The 26,853-nt window shown below is 66.3% G+C and carries 21 protein-coding genes; 9 read left to right on the top strand and 12 right to left on the bottom strand.

The window, feature by feature from the left end:
• Positions 1 to 39: 39 nt before the first annotated feature.
• On the top strand, positions 40 to 1,389 hold the full coding sequence (gene gorA, locus E2E30_RS12645) for a glutathione-disulfide reductase (protein ID WP_133190347.1): 1,350 nt from the start codon (positions 40 to 42) through the stop codon (positions 1,387 to 1,389).
• A gap of 125 nt (positions 1,390 to 1,514) precedes the next feature.
• On the opposite strand, the gene E2E30_RS12640 is transcribed toward gorA, so the two are convergent.
• On the bottom strand, positions 1,515 to 1,943 hold the full coding sequence (locus E2E30_RS12640) for a hypothetical protein (RefSeq protein ID WP_133190345.1): 429 nt from the start codon (positions 1,941 to 1,943) through the stop codon (positions 1,515 to 1,517).
• A 140-nt stretch (positions 1,944 to 2,083) separates the two neighbouring features.
• Between E2E30_RS12640 and thrS the strand changes: the two genes are divergently transcribed.
• The 3 genes from thrS to E2E30_RS12625 all read left to right on the top strand — a co-directional run bounded on the left by thrS (position 2,084) and on the right by E2E30_RS12625 (position 7,811).
• Positions 2,084 to 4,087, top strand: a complete 2,004-nt coding sequence (gene thrS / locus E2E30_RS12635) for a threonine--tRNA ligase (protein WP_133190343.1) — start codon at positions 2,084 to 2,086, stop codon at positions 4,085 to 4,087.
• A 130-nt stretch (positions 4,088 to 4,217) separates the two neighbouring features.
• Positions 4,218 to 4,742 carry a translation initiation factor IF-3 gene (gene infC, locus E2E30_RS12630; protein ID WP_037492586.1) on the top strand — a complete coding sequence of 175 codons (525 nt, stop codon included), beginning with the start codon at positions 4,218 to 4,220 and terminating at the stop codon, positions 4,740 to 4,742.
• Between the two features lie 243 nt (positions 4,743 to 4,985).
• Entirely contained in the window at positions 4,986 to 7,811 is a 2,826-nt protein-coding gene (locus E2E30_RS12625; RefSeq protein WP_133190341.1) for a TonB-dependent receptor, read from the top strand.
• Positions 7,812 to 7,901: 90 nt separating this feature from the next.
• Here E2E30_RS12625 and E2E30_RS12620 read toward each other — a convergent pair whose 3' ends face one another.
• The 5 genes from E2E30_RS12620 to mutS all read right to left on the bottom strand — a co-directional run bounded on the left by E2E30_RS12620 (position 7,902) and on the right by mutS (position 14,838).
• Positions 7,902 to 8,303 carry a VOC family protein gene (locus E2E30_RS12620; protein ID WP_133190339.1) on the bottom strand — a complete coding sequence of 134 codons (402 nt, stop codon included), beginning with the start codon at positions 8,301 to 8,303 and terminating at the stop codon, positions 7,902 to 7,904.
• A gap of 108 nt (positions 8,304 to 8,411) precedes the next feature.
• Positions 8,412 to 8,873 carry a YaiI/YqxD family protein gene (locus E2E30_RS12615; RefSeq protein ID WP_133190337.1) on the bottom strand — a complete coding sequence of 154 codons (462 nt, stop codon included), beginning with the start codon at positions 8,871 to 8,873 and terminating at the stop codon, positions 8,412 to 8,414.
• 55 nt (positions 8,874 to 8,928) lie between these two features.
• Positions 8,929 to 11,673, bottom strand: a complete 2,745-nt coding sequence (locus tag E2E30_RS12610; protein WP_133190335.1) for a [protein-PII] uridylyltransferase — start codon at positions 11,671 to 11,673, stop codon at positions 8,929 to 8,931.
• A 113-nt stretch (positions 11,674 to 11,786) separates the two neighbouring features.
• Positions 11,787 to 12,074, bottom strand: coding sequence for a hypothetical protein (locus tag E2E30_RS12605; protein WP_133190333.1), 288 nt, complete (start codon positions 12,072 to 12,074; stop codon positions 11,787 to 11,789).
• Positions 12,075 to 12,264: 190 nt separating this feature from the next.
• Positions 12,265 to 14,838: a DNA mismatch repair protein MutS gene (gene mutS, locus E2E30_RS12600; protein WP_133192078.1), complete on the bottom strand. Its 2,574-nt coding sequence runs from the start codon at positions 14,836 to 14,838 to the stop codon at positions 12,265 to 12,267.
• 155 nt (positions 14,839 to 14,993) lie between these two features.
• On the opposite strand from mutS, the gene E2E30_RS12595 reads away from it, so the two are divergent.
• Positions 14,994 to 17,261: an NADP-dependent malic enzyme gene (locus E2E30_RS12595; RefSeq protein WP_133190331.1), complete on the top strand. Its 2,268-nt coding sequence runs from the start codon at positions 14,994 to 14,996 to the stop codon at positions 17,259 to 17,261.
• Positions 17,262 to 17,270: 9 nt separating this feature from the next.
• Here E2E30_RS12595 and E2E30_RS12590 read toward each other — a convergent pair whose 3' ends face one another.
• On the bottom strand, positions 17,271 to 18,830 hold the full coding sequence (locus E2E30_RS12590) for a hypothetical protein (RefSeq protein WP_240698923.1): 1,560 nt from the start codon (positions 18,828 to 18,830) through the stop codon (positions 17,271 to 17,273).
• A 201-nt stretch (positions 18,831 to 19,031) separates the two neighbouring features.
• Here E2E30_RS12590 and E2E30_RS12585 point away from each other — a divergent pair, with 201 nt between their 5' ends.
• Both E2E30_RS12585 and E2E30_RS12580 read left to right on the top strand, forming a co-directional pair.
• Positions 19,032 to 20,327 (top strand): glycoside hydrolase family 130 protein, encoded by a 1,296-nt coding sequence (locus tag E2E30_RS12585; protein WP_133190329.1) that lies wholly within the window; start codon positions 19,032 to 19,034, stop codon positions 20,325 to 20,327.
• 63 nt (positions 20,328 to 20,390) lie between these two features.
• Positions 20,391 to 21,014 carry a retropepsin-like aspartic protease family protein gene (locus E2E30_RS12580; RefSeq protein ID WP_133190327.1) on the top strand — a complete coding sequence of 208 codons (624 nt, stop codon included), beginning with the start codon at positions 20,391 to 20,393 and terminating at the stop codon, positions 21,012 to 21,014.
• 116 nt (positions 21,015 to 21,130) lie between these two features.
• On the opposite strand, the gene E2E30_RS12575 is transcribed toward E2E30_RS12580, so the two are convergent.
• From E2E30_RS12575 to E2E30_RS12565, 3 genes are all read right to left on the bottom strand, one after another.
• Positions 21,131 to 21,919: an SDR family NAD(P)-dependent oxidoreductase gene (locus E2E30_RS12575; RefSeq protein WP_133190325.1), complete on the bottom strand. Its 789-nt coding sequence runs from the start codon at positions 21,917 to 21,919 to the stop codon at positions 21,131 to 21,133.
• Between the two features lie 167 nt (positions 21,920 to 22,086).
• The gene (locus E2E30_RS12570) at positions 22,087 to 23,232 is read right to left on the bottom strand and encodes an acyl-CoA dehydrogenase family protein (RefSeq protein WP_133190323.1); all 1,146 of its coding nucleotides are present in this window, start codon (positions 23,230 to 23,232) and stop codon (positions 22,087 to 22,089) included.
• Positions 23,233 to 23,374: 142 nt separating this feature from the next.
• A complete protein-coding gene (locus E2E30_RS12565; RefSeq protein ID WP_133190321.1) occupies positions 23,375 to 23,854 on the bottom strand; it encodes a hypothetical protein in 480 nt (159 codons plus the stop codon).
• 204 nt (positions 23,855 to 24,058) lie between these two features.
• Here E2E30_RS12565 and E2E30_RS12560 point away from each other — a divergent pair, with 204 nt between their 5' ends.
• Positions 24,059 to 24,586: a CHAP domain-containing protein gene (locus E2E30_RS12560; RefSeq protein WP_133190319.1), complete on the top strand. Its 528-nt coding sequence runs from the start codon at positions 24,059 to 24,061 to the stop codon at positions 24,584 to 24,586.
• Between the two features lie 33 nt (positions 24,587 to 24,619).
• On the opposite strand, the gene msrB is transcribed toward E2E30_RS12560, so the two are convergent.
• Positions 24,620 to 25,111 (bottom strand): peptide-methionine (R)-S-oxide reductase MsrB, encoded by a 492-nt coding sequence (gene msrB / locus E2E30_RS12555; RefSeq protein ID WP_133190317.1) that lies wholly within the window; start codon positions 25,109 to 25,111, stop codon positions 24,620 to 24,622.
• A gap of 134 nt (positions 25,112 to 25,245) precedes the next feature.
• Between msrB and E2E30_RS12550 the strand changes: the two genes are divergently transcribed.
• The gene (locus E2E30_RS12550; protein WP_133190315.1) at positions 25,246 to 25,530 is read left to right on the top strand and encodes a hypothetical protein; all 285 of its coding nucleotides are present in this window, start codon (positions 25,246 to 25,248) and stop codon (positions 25,528 to 25,530) included.
• Positions 25,531 to 25,595: 65 nt separating this feature from the next.
• On the opposite strand, the gene E2E30_RS12545 is transcribed toward E2E30_RS12550, so the two are convergent.
• Positions 25,596 to 26,825, bottom strand: coding sequence for a cytochrome P450 (locus E2E30_RS12545; protein WP_133190313.1), 1,230 nt, complete (start codon positions 26,823 to 26,825; stop codon positions 25,596 to 25,598).
• Positions 26,826 to 26,853: the final 28 nt, after the last annotated feature.

Below are 26,853 nucleotides of genomic sequence, written 5' to 3'. Positions count from 1 at the left end.
GCGACGGTCCGCATCTGTGCGACCGCAAGAGGACACGACATGGCTGAGTATGACTACGATCTTTTCGTCATCGGTGCGGGTTCGGGCGGCACGCGCGCGTCGCGCGTCGCGGCGGCCCACGGCGCTAAGGTCGCGGTGGCCGAGGAATATCGCGTCGGCGGCACCTGCGTCATCCGCGGCTGCGTGCCCAAGAAGCTCCTCGTCTATGGCGCGCATTTCGCCGAGGATCTGAAGGACGCCAAGCGCTTCGGCTGGGACGTGCCGGAAAATCTCGGGTTCGACTGGGCCCGCCTGCGCGACAATGTGATGGAGGAGGTCGACCGGATAAACGGCGCCTATACCGACACGCTGACCAATAACGGCGTCGAGATCATCCTCGATCGCGCGACCGTGACGGGGCCGCATTCGGTCAAGCTCGGCGATGGGCGCGAAGTCACCGCGGGCACCATTCTGATCGCGGTCGGCGCGACGCCGATCGTCCCCGAATGCCCGGGGCACGAGCTCGGCATCACCTCGAACGAGGTGTTCCATCTCGACGCGGTGCCCAAGCGAATCCTGATCGCAGGTGCTGGCTATATCGCCAACGAGTTCGCCGGGATCTTCAACGAATTCGGTTCGAAGGTGACGTTGATCAACCGCACCGACGTGATCCTGCGCGGCTATGACGAATCGATCCGCGACCGCTTGCTCCAGATCTCGATGATGAAGGGGCTCGATTTCCGCTTCAACGCGGCGTTCCGCGGGATCGAGAAGCAGCCCGACGGCTGCCTGCGCGTGTCGATGACGGGCCACGAGCCGATCGACGTCGATTGCGTGATGTTCGCGACGGGGCGTTCGCCCAACACCGAAGGGCTGGGGCTCGAGAGTGCCGGCGTCGAGCTCGACGACAAGGGCGCGATCGTGGTCGATCCGGACAACAAGTCGACCTGCGACAGCATCTATGCGGTCGGCGACGTCACCAATCGCGTCCAGCTGACTCCGGTCGCGATTCGCGAGGGGCAGGCGTTTGCCGACACGCTGTTCGGCAACAAGCCGCACCGCGTCGATTACGAGAACATCCCCTCGGCGGTGTTCAGCCATCCCCCGATGGCGGGCGTTGGCCTCACCGAGGCGCAGGCCAAGAACAAGTTCGGATCGGTGAAGGTCTATACGTCCGACTTCCGCCCGATGAAGAACGTGCTGGCGGGCCGCAACGAGCGCGCGCTGTACAAGATGGTGTGCAATGCCGAGACGGGGCAGGTGCTCGGGCTGCACATGATCGGGCCCGATTCGCCCGAGATTCTGCAGGCGGCAGCGGTCGCGGTGAAGGCCGGGCTGACCAAGGATGCGTTCGACCAGACGGTCGCGTTGCATCCGTCGATGGCGGAAGAGTTGGTGCTGCTGCGCTAGGGGTCTTTCGCGCGCCCATCTAATCTCCGTCACCCCGGCCTTGTGCCGGGGTCCACGCGGATGCACGCACTGACGGGTCAGCGCGCGCGGCACGGTGGGCCCCGGCACAAGGCCGGGGTGACGAGTTAGGCGGCGCGCGCGAACGCCGCCGGTCGCTCATCATCATTCGCCGACGGCGCTGCCTTGCGCGCGCTCCGCTGCCGCCGCGCGCGCGGGCTCCGGCGCGAAGCGATCCGCGCAACAAGCGCGTGCCAGCCGGTCATCCCGCGCGTCGCGGTGGCGACGACCATCGTTGTCAGCACGATGTCGACATACGCCCAGATATCCCACAGCAGCACCAGCGCGATGTCGAACGGCCCGGCGAGCGCGAGCAGTTCGGTCCCCGCGACGAGAACGAGCGTCATCAGCGCAAGGAAGATCACATGCTTGCGCTCAACCCGGCCGAGCGCGGTGAGGGTCTCGCCGACCATCCGCATCATCCAGCGCGCGGCTGCGGTCTCCGGGAAGCGCTTGAGCACCACGATCGCGAACACCAGCAGACCCGTCAGCATCATCGTTCCCCCGTTTCCCATTCCCGAGATGGGGTGTCCGTGCCGCCATACCAGTCCCGGGGATGACGGCGCGCTTGCACGTGGCTATATCGGCGCTCCCGGTGTCACCGCCGGTTCCTATTGTCCCACGAAAGACCGCGATAATGTCCGCCATGTTCCGCATCACGCTGCCCGACGGTTCCGTCCGCGAGGTAGCCCCGGGGACTACCCCGGCCGATGTGGCCGCTGCGATCGGTCCCGGCCTCGCCAAGGCCGCCATCGCCGCGCGGATCGACGGCGAGCTGCGCGACATCATGCGCCCGTTCGAGGGCGACACGCAGCTGGCGCTGGTGACCTCGAAGGACGAGGCCGATGCGCTCGAACTCGCGCGCCACGATTTCGCGCACGTCCTCGCCGAAGCGGTGCAAAGCCTGTTCCCCGGCACGCAGATCACCTTCGGTCCATCGACCGACGACGGCTTCTACTATGATTTCGCGCCGAAGGATCGCCCGTTCACCGACGAGGATCTGCCCGCGATCGAGGCCGAGATGCGCCGCATCATCGCCAAGAACGAGCCGCTGATCCGCGAAGTGTGGAGCCGCGCCGATCTGATCGCGCGCTGGCAGGCCGAGGGCGAGACCTTCAAGGCCGAATGGGCCGCCGAACTGCCCGAGGGCGAGGAACTGACGGTCTACAAGGCGGGCAACGGCCCCGGCGCCTGGCTCGACATGTGCCGCGGCCCGCATCTCGCCTCGACCGGCAAGCTCGACCCCAACGCGTTCAAGCTGACGCGCGTCTCGGGCGCATACTGGCGCGGCGACCAGAAGAACGCGATGCTCAGCCGCGTCTATGGCACTGGCTGGCTCAACAAGAAGCAGCTCGACGCGCATCTCACGATGCTCGAGGAAGCGGGCAAGCGCGACCATCGCAAGATCGGGCAGGAGATGGACCTGTTCCACCTCCAGTCCGAGGCGCAGGGCTCGGTGTTCTGGCACCCCAAGGGCTTCATCCTGTGGCGGCAGCTCGAGGCCTATATGCGCCGCCGGCTCGACGCTGCGGGCTATGCCGAGGTCAAGACGCCGCAGCTGATGGACGCGCGCCAGTGGGAGCAGTCGGGCCATTGGGGCAAGTATCGCGAGAACATGTTCGTGGTGCCCGACGAGATCCCCAATACCGAGGATGACGCCGCGATCTTCAGCGGCACCGCCGACCTGATGGCGCTGAAACCCATGAATTGCCCGGCGCACGTGCTGATCTTCCGCCAGGGGATCAAATCGTATCGCGACCTGCCGATCCGCATGGCCGAGTTCGGCTGCTGCCATCGCAACGAGCCGCACGGCGCGCTCCACGGCATTATGCGCGTCCGCCAGTTCACGCAGGACGATGCGCATATCTTCGTGCGCGAGGACCAGCTCGTCGCCGAGGTGCAGCAATTCTGCGAGCTGCTCGACAGCGTGTACCGCGACCTCGGCTTCGAGGATTATGCGGTCAAGCTCGCGCTGCGCCCCGACAAGCGGTTCGGCAGCGAGGAGATGTGGGACAAGGCCGAGGACGAACTGCGCACGGCGGTGCTCGGGTCCAGCCTCAGCGAGTCGATCAAGGCCAAGTTCGAGGAACTGCCGGGCGAGGGGGCCTTCTATGCGCCCAAGCTCGAATTCCACCTGACCGATGCGATCGGGCGGACGTGGCAGGTCGGCACGATCCAGTCGGACCGCGTGCTGCCCGAGCGACTCGACGCGTCGTACGTCGGCGCCGATGGCGAGCGGCATCGTCCGATCATGCTTCACCGCGCGATCCTCGGCACGTTCGAGCGCTTCATCGGCATCCTGATCGAGCATCACGCCGGGCGCTTCCCGTTGTGGCTGTCGCCCGTCCAGGCGGTGGTCGCGACGATCGTGTCCGACGCCGACGATTACGCGCGTGAGGTCGCCGAAAAGCTCAAGGCGGCGGGGATTCGCGTCGAGACCGATCTGCGCAACGAGAAGATCAACTACAAGGTGCGCGAGCATTCGCTGGCGAAGGTTCCCAACCTGCTCGTCGTCGGCAAGCGCGAGGCCGAGGAGGGCAAGGTCGCGCTGCGGCAATTGGGCAGCGACCGCCAGCAGTTCCTGACGCTCGACGACGCGATCGCGATGCTGACCGAGGCGGCCAAGGCCCCGGATCTGTAACCGGGTTGCGCTCCCCGGCCTTCGCCGGGGAGCGCGCGACGAAGATGCGCGACGCCACCTTTCGTTTTGCCCGAAAAAGCCCTATATCGTCCCTGAAACAATCGCAGGAGCTACACCTATCCGACCCCCGATGACCCGCCAGGCGCCGCCGATGAATGGCCCTCGCTTCAACGAATTCATTGTATCGCCCAAGGTTCGCGTGATCGACCAGGACGGTGAGAACCTCGGCGTGATGTACACCCGCGAGGCGATGGAGCAGGCGCGCGAGGTCGGTCTCGACCTGGTCGAAGTGTCGCCCAACGCCGATCCGCCCGTCGCCAAGTTCCTCGATGTCGGCAAGTTCAAGTACGAGGCGCAGAAGAAGGCCAACCTCGCGCGGAAATCGCAGAAGACGCAGGAGATCAAGGAGATCAAGATGCGTCCGAACATCGATGACCACGACTATGACACCAAGATGAAGAAGGTGCTCGAGTTCATCGACGAGGGCGACAAGGTCAAGATCACGCTGCGCTTCCGCGGTCGTGAATTGAGCCACGGCCAGCTCGGCATGGTTCTCCTTCAGCGCGTCCAGGCCGATGTCGCCGAGACCGCCAAGGTCGAGGCCTATCCGCGCATGGAAGGCCGTCAGATGCTGATGGTGCTCGCACCCAAATAAGTCCTAAAATACAACCTTTTCCGGGCTGGCCGACGCGTTTGCGCGCCGGCCCGGGGCATTCCCAGCATTACGTAGCGTCATTTCGGGGCCGCCATCGCGCGCGCGGCTGGGCCGGTGTGGCCATACTACATCACCTATCTTCTAAATCGTGTTTCCGCAGGGCTTTTTGCTTTACGCTCAGCCTTGCGTAGCTATTCGGGGCGACAATACCCAAAAAACTAAAAAACGTTGGAGAGTTCTGAAATGCGCAAAACCGCGTACTTATTGTCGGTCGCTGCTGTCGCGATCTCGGCACCTGCTTTCGCCCAGACTGCCCCCGCCACCACGCAACAAGACGCACAGGTCGGAACCTCCGCAACCGCTCCCGCCGCCACCCAGGACAACAATGCCGGCGACATCATCGTCACCGCGACGCGCCGCTCCGAGCGTCTGTCGAACGTGCCGATCGCGGTCTCGGCCGTCGGGCAGGAATCGCTGCAGAATTCTGGCGGTTCCGACATTCGCGCGCTCAACCAGCTGGCGCCGTCGCTGCTGATTTCCTCGACCGGCAGCGAATCGAATGCCTCGGCGCGTATCCGCGGCGTCGGCACCGTCGGCGACAATCCCGGACTCGAAAGCTCGGTCGCGGTGTTCATCGACGGCGTCTATCGCAGCCGCACCGGCGTCGGTCTCAACGAACTCGGCGAGATCGACCGCGTCGAAGTGCTGCGCGGGCCACAGGGCACGCTGTTCGGCCGCAACGCATCGGCCGGCCTCATCAACATCATCACCGCATCGCCGAAATTCACCTTCGGTGGCTATGCCGAGGGCACCTACGGCAATTACGACCAGAAGCGCCTTGCCGGCGGGATCACCGGGCCGATCACCGATCAGCTCGCGTTCCGTCTCGACGGCGTCTACGTCAATCGCGATGGCTTCTACCGCACGGTCAACCCGGCGAACGGTACAGAGTCGCGCGTCAACAATCGCGACCGCTATTTCGTCCGTGGGCAATTGCTGTTCAAGCCGACCGCCGACCTCAGCTTCCGCCTGATCGGCGATTATTCGCACCGCAAGGAAAGCTGCTGCGGCGCGACCTATTACAGCCAGAAGCAGACCTTCGATCCGACCGCGAATGCGGTCCAGGCCAATGGCAGCTCGGTCAATGACGACCGCGCCGTTTCGGTGAGCCCGGCCAATCCGATCGTCGACATTCTGCGCCGTGCCGGTGCGACCTATCCGCTGGCCGGCAACACGCCGGGCACCTTCAACCGCGAAGTCGCGATCACGCCGGGCCAGACGTATCGCAACACGACGGTCGACTATGGCGGGTCGCTCCAGGCCGACTGGAATCTCGGCGGCGCGACGCTGACCTCGATCACCGCATACCGCGAATACAAATCGGGCAATGCCGGTGACGTCGACTACACCAATATCGATCTGACGCACCGCGCGGCCGACGGCAACGCCTACCGCCAGTTCCACACCTTCACGCAAGAAGCGCGCCTCCAGGGGTCGGCCTTCGGCGACAAGCTCGACTGGCTCGTCGGCGGCTTCTACTCGAAGGAGACGCTCCGCGTTGTCGATAACGCGGTGTTCGGCGCGAATTACGGCGCGTTCGCCGCGTGCCGTCTGGTCACCAACATCAGCCAGAATGCCGCGCTCCAGAACAACACCGCGCCGGGCTGCTTGTCGGCAGCCGGCCGCGCGACGGTCACCGGCGCTTTCGGTACGCTGGCACCCGCAGTGCTCGGCGGGCTCGATCGCCTGACGGGTGGCCCGGGCCTCGGCGGCGGCGTCAACAATGTCGGCGACAACGGGTCGGTCTATCGCCAGAAGAGCGAGAATTACGCGTTCTTCACGCACAACATCTTCCACATCACCGACACCGTCTCGCTGACGCTCGGCGCGCGCTACACGCACGAGGCCAAGACCTTCAGCGCGAACTTCAACAACACCAACACCGTCTGCCCCGTGCAGCAGGCCAATCTGGGACCGCTGCTGAGCAGCGCCGCTGTCCCGGCATCGGCCAAGGGCTTTATCGGCGGCATCCTGACGCTCAGCTGCACCGGCAACTCGTCCTCGTCGCTCAACGCGCTCAACCTGCAGAACAATTTCGGCGAGGGTAAGGTGACGGGCACGGCGGTGCTGTCGTGGAAGCCGATCCCCAGCCTGCTGACCTATGCGTCGTACGCCAAGGGCTACAAGTCGGGCGGCTACAACCTCGATCGCTCGCCACTCGGCGGTGCATCGGGCGTGTTCAGCCCGCGCAGCAATGCCGATGCGGCGGCGCTGCGGTTTGCGGCGGAAACGGTCAACAGCTACGAACTCGGCGCCAAGTTCAAGACGCGCGGCTTCAGCCTCAACGTCGCGGCGTTCCGGTCGGAGTTCAAGAACTTCCAGCTCAACACCTTCAACGGCTCGGTCTTCGTCGTGCAGAACCTGATCGGCTGCTCGACCAGCCTCAACGGCGGCGACACCGACAATCTGGCCGCGACTGGCCAGTGCACGGGCAAGGCGGACAAGCCCGGCGTGATCTCGCAGGGCGTCGAGCTCGAAGCGACGATGACGCCGATCCGCCAGTTCCAGGTGACGGCAGGCTACACCTTCGCCGACACCAAGATTGCGCGCAATCTGGTCGGCAATTCGGCGGGTGCACCGCTCGATCCGGCGTTGTTCCTGCTCCCCGGCAGCCAGCTGTCGAACGCCCCGCGTCATGTCGTGACGACGTCGGCGGCGTGGACGCCCGATCTCGGCTCGAACGGCATGTCTGGCTTGGTCTATGTCGATAGCCGCATGACCTCCGACTATAACACCGGGTCGGATCTGGCGCCCGAGAAGAAGCAGGACGGCTTTGCGCTGGTCAATGCGCGTCTCGGCATCCGTGGCAAGGATCAGCTGTGGGCGATCGAGTTCTGGGCACAGAACGTGTTCAACAAGCAGTACATCCAGGTCGCCTTCAACACGCCGTTCCAGGGCGCTGGCTCGTCGGCCAACGTCGCAAGCTTCGGCGGAACGGGCAATGCGCTCTACTCGGCCTTCCTCGCCGAGCCGCGCACCTACGGCGTGACACTGCGCTCGCGCTTCTGACACGCCTAATGCTGGATTAAGGGCGGCCCGCTCCTCGATTGCGAGGGGCGGGCCGTCGTATTTGTAGCGGAGCCCTCGGGTTCGCCGGGCTCAGTGGGCCGGGTGCTCGGGCGGCACGGTCGGCTCCCACAACTCGATCGGATTGCCCTCGGGATCGTGAATGCGAACAAAGCGCCCGACTGCCGGATCGTTCCAATCCTCGTTGGTGACGACTTCGATCCCCGCCAGGCCGAGTGCGATCGTCAGCCCTTCAAGATCGCGGACGCGCAAATTGAGCATGTACGGCTTGTCGCGCGTGAAATAATCGGTGTCGTCGGCAAACGGCGCGAACACCAGGGGGCCGCCTTGCGCTTGCCACGCCCATTCGTCGGGGGTCGCACCCTCGACCGAGACGCACCCCGCACCGACCCCGAGGTGGTGGCGATACCATTCGGACAGTGCGTCCGGATCCTTGCTGCGGAAAAACGGGCCGCCAATTCCGAGTACCGGCATCGATCGTTCCTTTCGTGCATGCGTGGGCAAGATGCGTCGCGGGAATCGATTATCCCCCAGGGGTTTACGGCAGATCGGGGCGATCGCCAATGGCGCAGCGCAGCGGGGTCAGCGCGCGCGCAGCACTCGGGTGATCGCCAGATCGAGCGCCGAGAGGAAGCGCGAGCGATCCTCCTTGCGGAACGGCGCCGGGCCGCCGGTCTGTTCGCCGCCGGCACGCAGATCGGCCATGATCGCGCGCACCGCGATCGCGCTGCCGATCGAGCTGCTCGTGAAGGCCTTGCCGGTCGGCCCGATCACTACTGCGCCGGCCTTGAGACAGCGGTCGGCGAGCAGGATATCGGCGGTGACGACGATCGTCGCGGCATGGGCATGCTCGGCGATCCAGTCGTCGGCAGCATCGAACCCCGAATCGACGACGATCCGCGCGATCAGCGGATGGACCGGGATGCGCAGGTGCATGTTGCTCACCACGATCACCGGCACGTCGACGCGGTACGCGACGCGGTAGATCTCGTCCTTCACCGGGCAGGCATCGGCGTCGACGAGGATCTGCGGTTGGATGGTCACGCTCTGCCCATGCCACGCCGCCCGCCGCGGCGACAAGCCGTCCACGCATCGCGACTCATGCGGCGTCGGCCATCCGCTCCCCGGCCGCGGCGGCGAGCAAGCGCCGCTCGATCGTCTTGAGCCGCGCCGCCGCAGCGATCTTGTCGCCGGTCAGATCGGTCAGATAGAAAGTGTCGACCGCGCGCTCGCCATAGGTTGCGACATGCGCCGAATGGATCGTCACGCGCGACTGGAACAGCGTGTAGGCGAGCTGGTGGAGCAGCGCCGGCCGGTCACGCGCATTGACCTCGATGACGGTGAAGCGGTTCGACGCCTTATTGTCGATCAGCACGTTGGGTGCGATCGCGAAGGCTTCTGCGCGCGGACGGGGCAGCGGCTTCGCCATCAGCCGGTCGATCATCTTGCCGCGATTGGCGAGCGCGTCCTCGATCGCCTGTTTCAATCGCGCGAGCTGGCCTGCTTCGTCGAACGGGCGGCCGAACGGATCCTGGACGAGGAAATTGTCGAGTGCCATGCCGTCGCGCGTGGTATGGATCCGCGCGTCGATGATGTTGCCGCCCGCCACGCTGATTGCGCCGGCAATGCGGTAGAACAGCCCGGGGTGATCGGCCGCGTAGATCGTCACGAGCGTCGCGCCGCGCTCGGGATAGACTTGCGCTGCGATCGATAGCTGCGCGTCTCCGGCTTCCTCCACCAAGCGCGCATTGCGGGCGATCACGTCCTCGGGCTCGGCCACCCAATAGGGCTCGGGCAAGCGGCGAACGAGCGCGTCGAATTGGTCGGGGCTCCAGCCGAGCAGATCGCGCAACGCCGCCTGCTTGACCGCGACGCGCTCGCTACGGCCCTTCTGTTTGTGCCCGAGCCGCAGCACTTCCTCGGCCGAGTCGTAGAGCGTCGCGAGCAACTGCCGCTTCCAGCCGTTCCACACGCCCGGCCCGACCGCGCGAATATCGACGACGGTCAACAGCAGCAGCAGCCGAAGCCGCTCGGGGCTTTGCACGATCTCGGTGAAGTCGAGGATCGTCTTGAAGTCCGACAAATCGCGCTTGAACGCGGTTGCCGACATCAGCAGGTGGAAGCGCACCAGCCAGGCGACGGTCTCGGTCTCGGCGGGCGACAGGCCGAAGCGCGGGCACAGTCTGTGCGCCACCTCGGCGCCGAGGATCGAATGGTCGCCGCCGCGGCCCTTGGCGATATCGTGGAGCAGCACCGCGACATACAGCGCGCGGCGCGACACGATCTGATGGAGCAGCACTGTCGCGAGCGGATGGTCGACCTCAAGGTCGCCATGCTCGATCTTCGCCAGCAACCCGATCGCGCGGATCGTGTGCTCGTCGACAGTGTAGTGGTGGTACATGTCGAACTGCATCTGCGCGACGACGCGGGCGAAATCGGGAACGAAGCGGCCGAACACGCCGGCTTCGTTCATCCAGCGCAGTACGATTTCCGGATCGCGCGGCGAGGTCAGCACGTCGAGGAACAGCGCGTTGGCGGTCGGGTCCTGGCGGATGTCGTCGGCGAGCTTGGCGTCGCGCGCGGCGGCGCGCATCGTCAGTGGGTGAATTTCGAGGCCATGCTTGTCGGCGAGCGCGAACAGTTCGAGCAGCCGCGTCGGTTTCTCCGCGAGGAAGTCGTCGCTCGGGATTGCGAGGCGCCCGCGATTGACGATGAAGCCGTTGAGCTTGCGGGGGGACCGGCGCAGCGACGGCAACCCGAAGCGGCGCCCGCGCGCGGCGAACTTCTCGTCGAGATGCGCGAGGAACACGCCGGTCAGGTCGCCTGCCGTCCGCGCCTGCAGGAAGTAGAATTGCATGAAGCGCTCGACCTTGGATTTGCCCGGTCGATCGGCAAAGCGCATCCGTTCGGCAATCTCGCGCTGCAGGTCGAAGGTCAGGCGGTCCTCGGCGCGGCCCGATATGTCGTGAAGGTGGCAGCGCACCGCCCACAGGAAATTCTCGGCGCGGTGGAACTGACGATATTCGGCGCGGCTGAGCAGCCCCGCTTCGACCAGTTGGGCGGGTTCGCTGACGTTATAGGCGAACTTGCCGATCCAGAAGAGCGCGTGGAGATCGCGCAGGCCGCCTTTGGCTTCCTTGACGTTGGGCTCGACGACATAGCGCGTGTCGCCCATCTTGCGGTGGCGCACGTCGCGCTCGGCAAGCTTGTCGGCGATGAACTGGCGCGCGCTGTCGGCCTGGACCTCGGCCTTGAAGCGCCGTGCCGCCTCGTCATAGACCTCCTGGTCGCCCCACACATAGCGGGCCTCGAGCAAGGCGGTGCGGATCGTCACGTCGCTCTTGGCCTGGCGCACCATCTCGTCGAGCGAGCGGCTGCTATGGCCGACCTTCATGCCCAGGTCCCATAGCGCGTAGAGCATCGTCTCGATGACTTGCTCGGTCCAGCCGGTCTGCTTCCACGGGGTCAGAAACCCGACGTCGACGTCCGAATAGGGTGCCATTTCGCCGCGGCCATAGCCGCCGACCGCGATGATCGTGATGCGCTCGGCGGCGGTCGGGTTGCTGTTGGGGTAGAGCCGCTCGGTCGTGAAATCGTAGAGCAGCCGCAGCAGTTGGTCGGTGAGGAACGCCTGGCTCGCGGCGATCTCGAGCCCGCGCGAGGGATGTTCGATCAGCCGCCGGGCAATCTCTTCGCGGCCAGCGTCGAGCGCGGCCTTGAGCAAGGCGGTGCCCTGCATGCGCAATGCGGCCTTGTCGCCCTCGAGCGCTGCAAGCGCATCGGCGAGACCGCGCCGGTCGATGATCGCACGGCGCTGGGGGACGGATTCGAAGCGTGAGGCCATAGCGCGCAGATAGGGGGTTTGGCCGCGCGCGTCCACGCGGGCGACCTTATGCAAAAACGCCCCGCCATTGCTGGCGGGGCGCTTCGTAGGGCACCATTAGCGAGGTGCGATGCTTACTTGTCGTCGTCCTTGACGCCAACGGTCGGCACGTCGACCGTCGTCTTCTTGGTGCCGACAACGACTTCCTTCGACTTCACGTCGACATCGGGAAGGGCGCCTTCCTTGGCACTGACATTGATCTTCGGCATTTCGCCACCCTTGACGTCCGCGCTCCAGAAGCCGGTCGCGAACAACACACCGACGACGACGAGCGCCAGGACGATGATGGTGCCAATCACCATGCCGGTGTTGCTCTTCTTTTCCACATAAACCTTTTCGGTCGTGTCGCGATACTCAGCCATTTCAATCCTCCTGTTAAGAACCTGGCTGCACAACCTATGTTTGTTAGTATTGGTTCCGTGGACATTGTGGATGACGATGGCAGCGCACGCGGATGTGCTGTCGGTGAGTTGTTCGCCAGCCCCGCCCGGCATTTGCCATGACGATGTCAGGTCGCCGCAGTGCCCGGCCTCGCCGGCGCACCGTGCCGCGTCATTCGCGCGCGAGCGCCTTGAGCCGGTAGAGCGTTTCGAGCGCCTCGCGCGGCGTCAGCGCATCGACGTCAAGCGTTTCGACTTCGGCGCGGATGGCGTCGCATTGCTCCTCGGCGACTTCGAGCGCGGCGGCGAACAGCGGCAAGTCGTCGAGTCCTGCCGCGAGCCCGCCGGTCTTGGCGCGCCCGGCCTCGAGCTTGCTCAGCACCGCTTTCGCGCGCGCGATCGTCGCAGGCGGGAGGCCGGCGAGCCGCGCGACGGCGAGGCCGTAGCTGCGATCGGCGGGGCCTTCGGACACTTCGTGCAGCAGGACGAGTTCGCCCTTCCACTCGCGCGCGCGGACGTGGTGGAGCGTGAGCGCGTCGCAGCGCTCGGCGAGCCGCGTCAGCTCGTGATAATGCGTCGCGAACAGGCAGCGGCAGCGATTGTCCTCGTGGATCGCCTCGACCACCGCCCAGGCGATCGCCAGCCCGTCATAGGTCGATGTGCCGCGCCCGACTTCGTCGAGGATGACGAAGCTGCGCGGCGTCGCCTGCGCGAGGATGGCGGCGGTCTCGACCATCTCGACCATGAAGGTCGATCGCCCGCGCGCGAGATTGTCCGACGCGCCGACGCGGCTGAACAGCCGGTCGACGAGCCCGAGCGTCGCGGCGGTGGCAGGGACGTAGCTGCCGGCTTGCGCGAGCACCGCGATCGCGGCGTTCTGGCGCAGGAAGGTCGATTTGCCGCCCATGTTGGGGCCGGTGACGAGCCACAGCCGCGAGTCTTCGGACAGGCGGCAATCGTTGGCGACGAAGCGCTCGCCGCGTTTGGCGAGCGCGTCCTCGACCACCGGGTGCCGCCCGCCGACGATGTCGAAACAGGCGTGATCGACCAGCGCTGGACGCGCCCAGCCGCCTTCGGTCGCGCGCTCGGCAAGGCCGGCCGCGACATCGAGCCGCGCGAGCGCGTCGGCGGTGGCGGCAACCGCCTCGCGCTTGGCGAGCGCGGCGGCGATCAGATCCTCGAGATGCGCCGCCTCGGCCGCGAGCGCGTGGGCGCCGGCCTGCGTCACCTTCAGCGCGACCTCGTGGAGTTCGGGCGCATTGAAGCGGATCGCGCCCGCCATCGTCTGGCGATGGGTGAAGCCGCTGTCGGGCTTCATCAGCGCATCGCCGAAGCGCGCGGGCACTTCGATATGATAGCCGAGCACGCCGTTGTGGCGGATCTTCAGCGCGGTGACGCCGGTACGGTTACGAAATTCGGCCTCGAGCGCGGCGATCGCGCGCCTGCCGCCCGCGCCCGCATCGCGCAGGTCATCGAGCGCTGCGTCATAGCCCGGCGCGATATAGCCGCCGTCCGAGGCGTCGATCGGCGGGCTCGCGACGAGCGCGCGCGTCAGCAGGTCGATCAGCGCGCCGTGACCGCGCAGCGCGGGCGCGAGTTCGCCGAGCAGCGCGGGCGGCTGCTCGATCTTGCCGAGCCGCTCGCCGAGCCGCCACGCGCCGTCGAGCCCGTCGCGCAACTGCCCGAGATCGCGCGGGCTCCCGCGCCCCGCCGCGAGCCGCCCGAGCGCGCGGCCAATGTCGGCCATGCTGCGCAGCGTCCCGCGCAAGGCCTCGCGCAACCCCGCATCCTCGGCGAGCAACGAGACCAGATCGAGCCGCGCCTCGATCCGGCCGCGGTCCATCAGCGGCGCGCCGATATCGGCCGCCAGCAGTCGCGCGCCCGCCGCCGTCACCGTGCGGTCGACCGCGTCGAGCAGGCTGCCCTTGCGCGCGCCGTTGGTGGTCTGCGTGAGTTCGAGGCTTTCGCGCGTCGCCGCGTCGATCGCCATCTGCTGCGCGGTCTGGGCGAGGCGTGGGGGGCGCAGGAAGGGGATCGCGCCCTTGGCGGTATGGTCGAGATAGGCGACGAGACCGCCTGCCGCAGCGAGCGCCGCGCGCCCGAACTGGCCGAAGCCGTCGAGCGTGGCGACGTCGTACAGCGCCTTGAGCCGCGTCTCCCCCCGTCCGCTGTCGAAATCGGCGCGCGGGCGCAGCATCGTCGCCGCTTCGCCAAACGCCGTCGCTTCGGACGCGATCGTCTCTGCGGGCGCGAGCCGTGCGAGTTCGGCACCAAGGCTCGCCGCATCGCACTCGATCAGCTCGAAACGCCCGGTCGAGATGTCGGCGGCGGCGACCGCGACGCCGCCCGCCGCCTCGCCGATCGCGACGCACCAGTTCGCGGTGCGCGCATCGAGCAGCGCCTCCTCGGTCAGCGTCCCCGCCGTCACCACGCGGACGATCGCGCGCGCGACGAGCGTCTTGCCGCTGCGCTTCTTGGCGTCAGCCGGGCTCTCGGTCTGCTCGGCGATCGCGACGCGGTGGCCGGCCTTGATCAGCCGCGCGAGATAGGCGTCGGCGGCATGGACCGGCACGCCGCACATCGGGATCGGCACCCCGTCATGCTCGCCGCGCGCGGTGAGCGCGATGTCGAGTACCGCGGCGGCGATCTTCGCATCGTCGAAGAACATCTCGAAGAAATCGCCCATCCGGTAGAACAGCAGGCAATCGCGCGCGTCGGCCTTGAGCGCCAGATATTGCGCCATCATCGGGGTAGGGGGGGTGCTCGCCATCGCCCGGCAACTAGCAACGAATTGGCGGCGCGTCATGCCGAACGATCGTGTCAAATCGTGAAGCGTGCATCTGCGGGGTGACGTGGGGGAAGGCATTGCCTACAGACACAGGCGATTCCGAAAGGCCGAGCATGTCCACAGACACCAATCCGCAGAATGTCCAGTTTTCAGAGCGCGAAGCGCTGCTGTTCCATTCGGAGGGGCGTCCGGGCAAGCTCGAGATCATCGCGTCGAAGCCGATGGCGACGCAGCGCGATCTCGCTCTGGCCTATTCGCCGGGCGTCGCGGTGCCGGTGCTGGCGATCGCCGCCGACCCGAGCCTCGCGTATGATTACACCGCCAAGGGCAACCTCGTTGCGGTGATCTCGAACGGCACCGCGATCCTGGGGCTCGGCAATCTCGGCGCGCTCGCGTCGAAGCCGGTGATGGAAGGCAAGGCCGTGCTGTTCAAGCGCTTCGCCGATGTCGATGCGATCGACATCGAGCTGAAGACCGAGGACCCCGACCGGCTGATCGACGCGATCGAATTGATGGAGCCGAGCTTTGGCGGCATCAACCTCGAGGATATCAAGTCGCCCGAATGCTTCATCATCGAGCAGACGCTGCGCGCCAAGATGAACATCCCGGTGTTCCATGACGACCAGCACGGCACCGCGATCATCTGTGCGGCGGGCCTGATCAACGCGCTGTTCCTGACGGGCCGCGACATCAAGACCACCAAGGTGGTGATGAACGGCGCCGGCGCGGCGGCGATCGCCTGTGCCGAGCTGATCAAGGCAATGGGCCTGCCGAGCGATCATCTGACGATGGTCGATCTGGGCGGTATCATCTATCAGGGTCGCGACGACGTGAACCAGTGGCAGTCGGCGCACGCCGTCGTCACCGAGAAGCGCACGCGCGCCGAGGCGCTCGACGGTGCCGACGTGTTCATCGGCGTGTCCGCCGCGGGTGCGCTGCCCGCCGCCGACCTGATGAAGATGGCGCCCAAGCCGATCATCTTCGCAATGGCCAATCCCGATCCCGAGATCACCCCGCCCGAAGCCAAGGCGGCGCGGCCCGATGCGATCATCGCGACCGGGCGATCGGATTATCCCAACCAGATCAACAACGTGCTCTGCTTCCCGTTCATCTTCCGCGGTGCGCTCGACGTGCGCGCGACGACGATCAACGACGAGATGAAGCTCGCCGCGGCGCACGCGCTGGCGGCGCTCGCGCGCCAGCAGGTACCCGAGGAAGTCGCGGTCGCCTACGGCGTGCGGCACACCTTCGGCCCCGATTACATCATCCCCGCGCCGTTCGATCCGCGGCTGATGGAAATCGTCCCCGTCGCGGTCGCCAAGGCGGCGATGGATTCGGGGGTCGCGACCAAGCCGATCCTCGACCTCGACGCCTATCGCGAGAAATTGAAGGCGCGGCTCAACCCGACCACTTCGGTGCTGACGCTCGCGTATGAGGGCGCCAAGGCGCATCCCAAGCGCGTGCTGTTCGCGGAGGGCGAGGAAGAAGTCGTGCTGCGCGCCGCGATCGCGTTCAAGGATGGCGGCTACGGCACGCCGGTACTCGTCGGGCGCGACGACGTTCCCGAGCGGCTGCGCGCATTGGGCGTCACCGACCCCGACAGCTATGAGCTGCACAACAGCCGCAAGTCGCCGCTGGTGCCGCGGATGGTCGACTTCCTTTATGGCCGGCTCCAGCGCCGCGGCTATCTGCGCCGCGATTGCGAGCGGATGATCAATCAGGATCGCAACATCTTCGGCGCGGTGATGCTCCAGCTCGGCGAAGCCGACGCGATGATCACCGGCATCACGCGCACCTATGCGCACACGATGCGCGAAGTGCGCCGCGTGATCGATCCCGAGGCGGGCCGCACGCCGTTCGGCATCCACCTGATGGTCGGGCAGAGCCACACGGTGTTCATGGCCGACACCACCGTCAACGAACGCCCCAATGCCGAGGAACTCGCCGACATCGCCGAGGGCACCGCGCTGGTCGCCAAGCGGATGGGCCACGAGCCGCGCGTCGCCTTCCTCAGCTATTCGACCTTCGGCAATCCCGAGGGCAATTGGCTCGACGATATCCGCGCCGCGGTGAAGGTGCTCGACGCGCGCAAGGTCAGCTTTGAATATGAGGGCGAAATGGCGCCCGACGTTGCGCTCAACCCCCGGCAGCTCGCCAATTATCCGTTCGCGCGGCTGTCGGGGCCGGCCAACGTGCTGATCCTGCCGGGGCTGCAATCGGCCAACATCTCGGCCAAGCTGCTGCGCGAGCTCGGCGGCGACGCGGTGATCGGGCCGATGCTCGTCGGCATGGAAAAGTCGGTGCAGATCGCCCCGATGACGAGCACGGCGAGCGAGCTGGTGACGTTGGCGGTGCTCGCCGCAGGCGGCATCGCGCGCTGAGGCGCGGCGTCAGGCGACTGGCGTCGGAGATGGGCCGCGCGGCGTGGCGGCGGGGCGCACGTTGAAATCGTCGAGCGCGGGCGCGTAGCTGTCGGGCAGCGGGCGCCCGAATTCGGTGAAGCTGCGACGGACGTCGGTGCGCGATTCGATCCGGCGCAGCATCTGCTCGGTGAGCGTCAGCGCGGGCAGCCCCTGCTTCGCACGATAGCGCGCGGTTTCGAGTGCGACGAGTGCATCGTTCCGCGTGTCCGGATCACGGACGGTGGCGATCCAACGGGCGGCTTGCTCGTCAATCGGCGCGACGCAGGCGACGGCATAGTCGCCTGCGGTTTTGGCGGTGGGATAGACGCTGCGGAGCCGCGCGAGCTGCGCCGCGGCCTGCTCGTGCTTGCCGAGCCCCTGCAACGCGCACGCACGCAGGGCGACGAAATAGCCTGCCGCGACCGGGCTTTCGAGCGTGTCTGCGCTCGGCGGATGGCGGTCGAGCATCGCGATTGCGCCGCCAAAGTCCTGCGCCAGCAGCAATTGCATGACCAGATTGGGGACGATGTTCTCGATCCCCGATTCGGGTTGCGCCGGGGCATCGACCGCGGAGCGCATCCGTCGGATGCCTTCGGCGCGCTCCCCCGCTTCCGCCAGCCAGCGGCCCTGTTTGAGCACCGCCATGCTGCGCACCCACATGTCCGTGTTCGCCGCGTCGGTCTGCAGCCATTGCTCGATCAGCGTGATCGCCTCGCGGCGGTGGCCCGTGTCGACCAGCGCTTGCGCGTAGGCGAGCCGGGCTTCCGGGGTTTCGCTGGTCTCGAAGGTCGCGCGCGCCGCCGCCAGCAACGCGCCGCGCTGGACCGACAGATCATTGCCCGCCCACTCCCCGATCGCGGGCCAGATCGGCGCATAGCGGCGATCAACGAGCATCGCGACGCCAGCGTGCGGGCTCAGCACCGAGGGCAGCAGTTGCATCGCGGTCGCTGCATCGCCGGTTCGCAAACGGTACAGGATGGCGGTCTGGGTATAGTGCGAAAACACGCCCGGATTGTCGCGCGGATAGCCCGCGCCTACCAACGCATCGATCATCGTGTCGGCGAGATCGCCCTTCCCGACATAGGCCAATTGGCGCAACACCGTCGCCATTGAATCGGCATCGATCTGGTCCAGCGCGGACGCCTTGAGCTTGGCGGCGCGGATGATCAGCTGCGCGGCCTCGACCGGGCGCTGGCGGTGCGATTCGTCGAAGGCGATCGGCAGCAGCACATTGGGTTCGTCGGGCAGCAATTGGCGGCACTGGTCGAAACCGCGGCGGGCTTCGTCGTCACGATGCAATTGACCGAGCACCGCGGCGCGGCCGCACAGCACGTGCCCGCGAAGCGGGGTCGGCTGTGGGAGAAGCGCCAGCGCGCGATCGAACAGGATGAGGCGCGCGGCATCGTTCGGCGCTGCGCCGAGCTGATTGAGCACCGTCAAAGCGGGCTGCTCGGCGACGAGCGGTGCCGGCTCGGCCAGTTGCGCATATAATGGCGCGGACAGTGCGACGAGACCGATACCCGCTGCAAAGATTCTGTAGGTGATCATCCGGCTGCCCCCAACGCCCGGCATTTCACGAGCGACGCGATGGTGGCATGGCACGCGGATGCATCACAAGATCCGAATCCGGGCTAAGTACCGCTGCACAGCGTAGTATTTTGATTCTCCGCTGATCTGGATCAACCGTGATCCTCGCACGTTGGCGCGGTTCTGGTGGGATAGTCTGCCGTTTCCTCCAAGGGAGTTGCCATGCCGGACGCACACCCGATTCTCGACCATGCCGATGTCATCCTCCGCCCCGATCCGTCACGAACGGTGGTGCGGCCGTTCAGCCTCGAATATCCCAAGGCATTCCAGGTCGAGGGGCAAAGCCGCACGCAGGCGATTGTCGACCGCGTGATGACGCTCGACGCTGCGGGGCTCGCCGCCGAGCTGGCCATCACCACCGATTCGCTCGACGAGCGGCACCGCGATGTCGATGCGATGCTGGTTAGGCGCTACGAGGAAATCGCCGCGACGCTGGCCGAGCGGCCGACCGCGAACACCGCGCAGCAGCGCTTGATCGGTGCCTATTTCAGCGAAGAATATTCGTATGAAGCCGCCGCCTTGTTCAACCCGAGCGCGGTCCTCGCGCACGATCAATCGACCGCACCGGAGGGGGGCGTACGCTTCATCGTGTCGCTGCGCGGGATCGGCGAGGGCCATGTCTCGTCGGTGGCGTTCCGGTCGGGCAGCTGGGTCCCTGGCGGGCGGATCGCGATCGACCCGTCGAGCCTGGTCGCGGTACCGCCGATCATCGAGGGCGACAGCGTCGCCGCGGGCGCCGTGGTGACGCTCCGCGTCGATCGCAGCCGCGACATTTCGGAAACCGTGCTGTTTCCCGTGCTGCCGAGCCAGCATCAGGGGATCGAAGATCTGCGGCTGGTGCGCTTCACCGAAGACGATGGCACAACGACCTATCACGGGACCTACACCGCGTTCAGCGGCTCGACCGCGCGGCCCGAATTGCTGTCGGGCGACGGATCCGAAACCTTTATCATGCGCGCGCTGACCGGCGATGCGGCGGGGGCCAAGGGCATGGCGCTGTTCCCGCGGCGCGTGGGCGGGCAATATGTCATGCTCGGGCGACAGGACAGCGAGAGCATCTGGCTGCATCGCTCCGACGACATCCTGCACTGGGAAGGCGGCGGCAAGATCGTCAGCCCGCGATATCCGTGGGAATACGTCCAGATGGGCAATTGCGGCTCGCCGATCGAGGTCGACGAAGGCTGGCTGGTGTTCACGCACGGCGTCGGGACGGTGCGCAATTACTGCGTCGGGGCGTGTCTGCTCGACAAGGCCGATCCCTCGAAGCTGCTCGCGCGCACGCCCGAGCCGATCCTTCGGCCGAGCCCCGACGAGCGCGACGGTTATGTGCCCAATGTGGTGTACAGCTGCGGCGCGCTCGCGCTCGGGCGTGATATTCTGTTGCCCTATGGCGTCGCCGACAATTTCACCGCCTTTGCGACGACGACGGTCGATCGGCTGCTGTCTGCGATGGAGTGACGCGGGCGCACATATGCAGCGGTCAGCCTTCATAAACGCAGGCCCGCATATTATATTGCGATCGTGATCGATCTCTCCCGTCTTGGCCCGCACGCGCCGCTGTACCTGCTGATTGCCGGCGTCGTGGCGATACTCTTCCTGGCGCGGCGCGTGCCGGTGTTCGGGCGCGTGCTGTCGTTCGCCATGACCGTCGGCGCGGTCGTCGTGGTCGCGCTGCTGTTCGCCGAGCGCGCGCAATTCGATCCGATGTTCGCGCGGATGGCGCAGCGCTTCCAGATCGGCGGGCAGCAAGTCGTCGGCAAGGAAATGCGCGTGCCGATGGCGAGCGACGGACATTTCTGGGTGCGGGTGAAGCTCGGCGCGATCGAGCGGCGGATGCTGGTCGACAGCGGCGCGACGGTGACAGCGATCTCGGCCGATACCGCCGCCGCGGCGGGGATCGAGCCGAACGATTCGCTCATGCCGGTGGTGATGCAGACCGCGAACGGCAACGTCGCCGCGCAGACCGCGACGGTGCCTGTGCTGCGGATCGGCAACGTCGTCGCGCGCGACCTGCCGGTGGTGGTGTCGCCCGCGTTCGGCGACATGAACGTCGTGGGGATGAACTTCCTGTCGCGGCTCAAATCGTGGCGGGTCGAGGAGGGCGTGCTGATCCTCACGCCGCATCATCCGCAGGAGACGACGTAGGTCAATCGTCACCCCGGCCTTGTGCCGGGGTCCACCAGGCCGCGATCGTGCCGATCCATGTCGAAGGCTGGCTGCGCTGCACGGTGGACCCGGCACAAGGCCGGGGTGACGACGCATTATGCGTCGATGCTTGTCCCTAGCGCGGCATGCACCAGCCCGCCGTCGACCGTGATCGTATCGCCGATCACATAATCCCCGGCGCGCGACGCGAGGTAGATCGCCGCGCCCGCCATATCCTCGTCGACGCCGATGCGCTTGGCCGGAATGCTCTGCGCGATCGCCGAGCCATGATCGCGCGCGGCCTTGTTCATCTCGCTGGCAAACGCGCCCGGCGCGATCGAGGTGACGTTGATATGATCGGTGACGAGCCGCGCCGCCATCCGCTTGGTGAGATAGATCAGCGCCGCCTTCGACGCTTGGTAGCTGTACGTCTCCCACGGGTTGAGCCGCTGGCCGTCGATCGAGGTGATGTTGATGACCTTGGCGGGTTGCCCTGCGCTCGCGGCGGCCTTGAGCGGTTCGAACAGCGCCTGCGTCAGGAAGAATGGCGATTTGACGTTGAGGTCCATCACCTTGTCCCAGCCTTTTTCCGGGAACGCCTCGAACGGTTCGCCCCAGGCGGCGCCGGCATTGTTGACGAGGATGTCGAGCCGGTCGGTGTGTTCGGCGAGTTGCGCGGCGAGCGCCTTGCAGCCCGCGACGGTCGACACGTCCTGCGGCAGCGCGATGCACTTCTCGCCGAGCTCCTTGGCGGTCTCGAAACAGGCATCGGCCTTGCGCGCCGAGATGTAGACGGTCGCGCCTTGCGCGATGAAGCCAGCCGCGATCATCTTGCCGATGCCGCGCGAGCCCCCGGTGACGAGCGCGACGCGTCCGTCGAGGCGGAACAGGGTAGTGGTGTCCATCATCTTCTCTCCTGATTTTTTCTTGCTCCCCTCGCGCTTGCGGGAGGGGCCGGGGGAGGGGCGTGCCTCAAGCCCGGCGCTTGCCGGTACTGCCCTCCCCTGACCCCTCCCGCAGGCGGGAGGGCGATTTGGTCGTGCGCCTTATACGGCGGCGGCTTGCGACGAGCTCACCCGCCGCGTTTGATCGTTTCGCGCGCGATGATGATCTGCTGGATTTGGCTGGTGCCCTCGTAGATGCGGAACAACCGGACGTCGCGGTACAGCCGCTCGATCCCGTAATCGGCAATGTAGCCCGCCCCGCCGAAGATCTGCACCGCGCGGTCCGCCACGCGGCCGACCATCTCGCTCGCATAATATTTGGCGGCGGCCGATTCCATCACGACGTCCTTGCCGGCGTCCTTGGCAGCCGCAGTCTCGAGCACCATCGCGCGCGCAACCAGCGCCTCGGTCTTCGAATCGGCGAGCATCCCCTGGATCAACTGGTGCTCGGCGATCGGCTTGCCGAACTGCGTGCGCGTCGTGGCATAGGCGACGCAATCGGCGATCAGCCGCTCGGCCACCCCGACGCACACCGCCGAAATGTGCAACCGCCCACGGTCGAGCACGCGCATCGCGATCTTGAAGCCCTCGCCCTCGGCACCGAGCCGGTTCTCGGCGGGGACGACGACATCGTCGAACACCACGTCGGCGACCTTGGCGCCCTTCTGCCCCATCTTCTTCTCAGGATGGCCGATCGAGACGCCCGCCAGATCGCGCGGCACGAGGAACGCCGAGACGCCGCGCGCGCCGGGTGTGTCGCTGGTCCGGGCCATCACGGTGAACAAATCGGCCTTGTCGGCATTGGTGATATAGCGCTTGGTGCCGTTCAGCCGGTACGACTGGCCGTCGAAGGTCGCGCGCGTCTTCACCGCGCCCGAATCCGATCCGACATCGGGCTCGGTCAGCGCGAAGCTGGTGATGATCTCGCCGCTCGCGATGCGCGGCAGCCACGCGGCTTTCTGCTCGGCATTGCCCGCCATCACGAGCCCCTGCGAGCCGATCCCGACATTGGTGCCGAAGGTCGAGCGGAAGGCCGGCGTGGTGCGACCGAGCTCGATCGCGACCTTGGCCTCTTCGAGCATCGTCAGCCCGAGCCCGCCATATTCCTCGTCGATCGACAGGCCGAACAGCCCCATCTCGCGCATGTCCTGCACGACGTCGGCTGGGATCGCATCGGCTTCCTCGACCGCGGCTTCGAGCGGGCGGAGCCGTTCGGCGACGAAGCGGCGTACCGTGTCGATCAATGCGTCGAAGGTTTCGGGGTCGAGTGCCATGGGTCCGCCATCTGCCGTTTCTGTGCAGGGACGCGATGCCCGATCCGGGCGCGGCTCGCAAACCCGAAATTCAAAAGCGCGGCGTGTCGCGCGTTTCGTAGCTGTGAAGCGCCATACTAGGCTACCAAACGATCGTTGGACGTCAGCCCGCCGATGGCTGGACGAAGCCGCTCAACACCCAGCCCGATCGGCACGGCCCGGCATAAGCGCGCGGAACCGCGAGCGAGGCGGTGACGCCGCAATCGCTGGTCGGCGAGTCGGCGGGCGGTATCACTACGCCTTGCCAGCGCTGATCGAGCGAGCGCGAGCACAGATACATTTTTGCGCCGTCGCCGAGCCGGACGACTTCGTCGGCTTCGGCGAAAGGGGCGGTGCGTACCGCAAGATAGCGCTCTCCGGCAGGGGACAGGTTCACCACCTGCCCGACACTGGCACAGGCGCGAAATGCCGGGCCGCCTTCGCCGACACGCACCGGCTGGACGCCCGGCGTGAGCGTCGCAGCGTTCGACTGGTAGAGCGCAGCGTCATCATCGGGCGCAGCCTCGCGCGAGCATCCTGTCAGCGCGGCGCCAACCATCAGCAAGGCAAGCACGAGGCGCGGGCGGGCAGTGGTTGGTTTCATGGTGCGATTCTTAGCCGGGATCGCGTGACTTGGCGAGCGCGCACCGCTGCTCCGGACCGTCGGCGGATGCCGAAACGGGCAGTCATCGTGCGGTCAACTCGCTTCATCGGAAAAGGTTCCGTTCATCGGGGAGACAGGGTTTCCAGCGGCGCGGCGACCTGCTTTGAGACACTCAACGAGTTCAAACGACCTTTGGGGGGTCACATGACATTCAAGGCTTTGGCAGCGCGTTTAGCGCTGGTGGTATCGTGCGCCCTGCTGACGGCGACCCCTGCAATGGCGCAGTTCTGGCAGTGTGCGCCGTTCGCGCGCGAAGTGTCGGGGATCGACCTGCACGGCAACGCGAACACCTGGTGGGGCCAGGCCGCTGGTCGTTACGCCCGTGGCCATGCCCCCAAGGTCGGCGCAGTGCTCGCTTTCTCGGCGACCAGCCGCATGCGCATGGGCCATGTCGCGATGGTCAGCGAAGTGGTGAACGACCGCGAAGTCCTGCTGACCCACGCCAATTGGTCGCGCCGCGGCGGCGTCGAGCACGACGTCCGCGCGATCGACGTCTCGGCCAATGGCGACTGGAGCGAAGTCAAGGTGTGGTACGGCCCGCAGGGTGGCCTCGGCACCTCGGCCTATCCGACCAAGGGCTTCATCTATTCGGCCAAGTCGACCGGCGACGACACGCAGGACCGCGCCGCACCGATGATCATGGCGTCGCTGTCGAACGAGCGTCACGGCTGATCGACCCCCCGGCCGTAGCCGGGGAGCGGGGGATCAGGCCTTGCCCGGCGTGAAGGTCATCGCCACGCCATTCATGCAATAGCGCAGGCCCGTCGGCTTCGGGCCGTCGTCGAACACATGGCCGAGATGCCCGCCGCAGCGGCGGCAATGCACCTCGGTCCGCGCCATGCCGAGCGAACTGTCGGTGCGCGACTTGACCGCATTGGCGAGCGGTGCCCAGAAGCTCGGCCAGCCCGTGCCGCTCTCGAACTTGGTCTTCGACGAAAAAGCCGGCAGCGCGCATCCGCCGCACGAGAAAATCCCAGCGCGATGCTCCTTGTTGAGCGGGCTGCTATACGGCGCTTCGGTGCCTTCATGGCGCAGCACGTTGTACGCGGCGGGCGAGAGCTTGGCCTTCCACTGCGCATCGCTCAGCGTCAGTTCGAATTTCTCGGGCGGGCCAGCGCTCGCGCCCTTGCAGCCGAACAGCGCGAAGGCGGCGGCACCGGTGCCGGCGAGAGTGAGGAAATGGCGGCGGTCGTGCATCGGTCGGATCCTCTTGGCGTCACAGTCCTTATACGCTCGGACTGCGGGATAGTTACGCGATTTTGCGGTCCCCGGACGCATCGGGTGACGCGCGGATAGGGGAACCCCAAACGATTTCGCGCGCTTCAAGCCGTATGACGATGCAACAGCTCGATCCGCCGCTTCCGGTTCACGTGCTCGACAAGGGGCCAGGCTTTGCCTTTGCCGTGATCGATTACGGCCAGGAGCATAACCTCATCTGGGTCACCGCGATCAACGAGACCGGCGAGATCTGGTGTGCGCCCAATCCCAAGGTCCGCATGCAAGCGAACTGGACGATGGGCCGCAAGGCACCGCCCGCAGTCGTTGCGCGGCAGAATGGCGATTGCTCCGGGGATGCCGAGCCGGTGCGTGCCGAGGCGATTGCCAAGCCAAACTGAGGTGGGCAATCCTCCCTCCCTAAGCCATCACCCCGGGACGAGGCCGGGGCGACGGCAGGGTAGGGTCAGTAGCGGCTGATTTCCACCGGCAGCTTGCGATACCCGTGGACGAAGCACGCCGCGACTCGCTCGGGCTCGCCCAGCACATTCACCCGCATCCGCCGCTTCGCCATTTCCTCGAGCAGGATCGCGATCTGCATCTCGGCGAGCCGCGCTCCGACGCAGCGATGGATGCCGTGGCCGAACGCCAGATGGCGTCGTGCGTTGGGGCGGTCGACGATGATCGTGTCGGGATCCTCGAACACGCTCTCGTCGCGATTGGCCGATATATACCAGAGCGCAAGCTTGTCGCCCGCCTTGATCTGCTGCCCCTCGAGCTCGGAATCGACCGTCGCGGTGCGGCGCATGTGCGCGAGCGGCGTCTGCCAGCGAATCACTTCCTGCACCGTGTTCGCGATGAGCGACGGATCGGCTTCGAGCTTCGCCCGCTGGTCGGGGAACAGGTCGAGCCCATACGCGACCGCGCTCATCGTGTTGCGCGTGGTGTCGTTGCCGCCGACGATCAGCAGGATCAGGTTCCCCAGGAATTCCATCTGGTCCATTTCCGCCATCGCGTCGGAATGGATCATCATCGAGATCAGGTCGGGCGTCGGCGGCTTGCCGATCTTGGCGTTCCAGAGGTTCTGGAAATAGCCGCCGCACTCGTACATGTGGCGGAGCCGTTCGATCCGGAGCTCCTCATTCTTGACGAGCTCGATATCGCCCGCCCAGTCCGACCAGAAGGTCAGCTTGCGGCGATCCTCCCACGGAAAATCGAACAGGATCGCGAGCATCTGCGTCGTCAGTTCGACCGAGACGGTGTCGACCCAGTCGAACGGCGTGTTCCAGCTGAGCGAATCGAGCACTTCGGCGGTGCGCATGCGGATATTGTCGCTCATCCGCACCATCTCGGACGGCGTGAAGGCGGGCGCGACGGTGCGGCGCTGGCCGGTATGCTTTGGCCGGTCCATCGCGATGAACATCGGCATGCGGACGTCGGTCGGGTTGTTCTCGATGAAATCGGCGAGCGTTATGCCGCCGGCCTGCGACGAGTAGAGATCGGGCAGCGATTCGACCGTGACGATCGGCTTGTAGGTCGACACCGACCAATAGGGGCCGAAGTCCGAATGCTCGACGCGGTGGACTGGCGCGGTCGCGCGCAGCTCGCGGAACGGCGCCTGCCAGACATCGTCCCGGTAGAGTTCGGGTCGACTGACGTCGAACCGATCGATCACGTCCTGCGCCAAAGTCGCCATAGTCCCTCTCCTTTTGAGGGAGTGAACG

It is taken from the genome of Sphingomonas sp. AAP5, assembly GCF_004354345.1.
In the GTDB taxonomy this organism is placed as follows: domain Bacteria; phylum Pseudomonadota; class Alphaproteobacteria; order Sphingomonadales; family Sphingomonadaceae; genus Sphingomonas; species Sphingomonas glacialis.
Note: the sequence above shows the minus strand (reverse complement) of the source record. Positions and strands in the feature narration are given on the sequence as shown.

What these genes read in the sequence shown, in the direction of transcription:
- E2E30_RS12585 (WP_133190329.1), top strand. Translation starts at nt 19,032, where the DNA reads ATGCCGGACGCACACCCGATTCTCGACCATGCCGATGTCATCCTCCGC.
- msrB (WP_133190317.1), bottom strand. Translation starts at nt 25,111, where the DNA reads ATGCACGACCGCCGCCATTTCCTCACTCTCGCCGGCACCGGTGCCGCC.
- gorA (WP_133190347.1), top strand. Translation starts at nt 40, where the DNA reads ATGGCTGAGTATGACTACGATCTTTTCGTCATCGGTGCGGGTTCGGGC.
- thrS (WP_133190343.1), top strand. Translation starts at nt 2,084, where the DNA reads ATGTCCGCCATGTTCCGCATCACGCTGCCCGACGGTTCCGTCCGCGAG.
- E2E30_RS12590 (WP_240698923.1), bottom strand. Translation starts at nt 18,830, where the DNA reads ATGATCACCTACAGAATCTTTGCAGCGGGTATCGGTCTCGTCGCACTG.
- E2E30_RS12575 (WP_133190325.1), bottom strand. Translation starts at nt 21,919, where the DNA reads ATGGACACCACTACCCTGTTCCGCCTCGACGGACGCGTCGCGCTCGTC.
- E2E30_RS12625 (WP_133190341.1), top strand. Translation starts at nt 4,986, where the DNA reads ATGCGCAAAACCGCGTACTTATTGTCGGTCGCTGCTGTCGCGATCTCG.
- E2E30_RS12595 (WP_133190331.1), top strand. Translation starts at nt 14,994, where the DNA reads ATGTCCACAGACACCAATCCGCAGAATGTCCAGTTTTCAGAGCGCGAA.
- E2E30_RS12610 (WP_133190335.1), bottom strand. Translation starts at nt 11,673, where the DNA reads ATGGCCTCACGCTTCGAATCCGTCCCCCAGCGCCGTGCGATCATCGAC.
- E2E30_RS12550 (WP_133190315.1), top strand. Translation starts at nt 25,246, where the DNA reads ATGACGATGCAACAGCTCGATCCGCCGCTTCCGGTTCACGTGCTCGAC.
- E2E30_RS12605 (WP_133190333.1), bottom strand. Translation starts at nt 12,074, where the DNA reads ATGGCTGAGTATCGCGACACGACCGAAAAGGTTTATGTGGAAAAGAAG.
- E2E30_RS12570 (WP_133190323.1), bottom strand. Translation starts at nt 23,232, where the DNA reads ATGGCACTCGACCCCGAAACCTTCGACGCATTGATCGACACGGTACGC.
- E2E30_RS12565 (WP_133190321.1), bottom strand. Translation starts at nt 23,854, where the DNA reads ATGAAACCAACCACTGCCCGCCCGCGCCTCGTGCTTGCCTTGCTGATG.
- E2E30_RS12640 (WP_133190345.1), bottom strand. Translation starts at nt 1,943, where the DNA reads ATGATGCTGACGGGTCTGCTGGTGTTCGCGATCGTGGTGCTCAAGCGC.
- infC (WP_037492586.1), top strand. Translation starts at nt 4,218, where the DNA reads ATGACCCGCCAGGCGCCGCCGATGAATGGCCCTCGCTTCAACGAATTC.
- E2E30_RS12545 (WP_133190313.1), bottom strand. Translation starts at nt 26,825, where the DNA reads ATGGCGACTTTGGCGCAGGACGTGATCGATCGGTTCGACGTCAGTCGA.
- E2E30_RS12560 (WP_133190319.1), top strand. Translation starts at nt 24,059, where the DNA reads ATGACATTCAAGGCTTTGGCAGCGCGTTTAGCGCTGGTGGTATCGTGC.
- E2E30_RS12620 (WP_133190339.1), bottom strand. Translation starts at nt 8,303, where the DNA reads ATGCCGGTACTCGGAATTGGCGGCCCGTTTTTCCGCAGCAAGGATCCG.
- mutS (WP_133192078.1), bottom strand. Translation starts at nt 14,838, where the DNA reads ATGATGGCGCAATATCTGGCGCTCAAGGCCGACGCGCGCGATTGCCTG.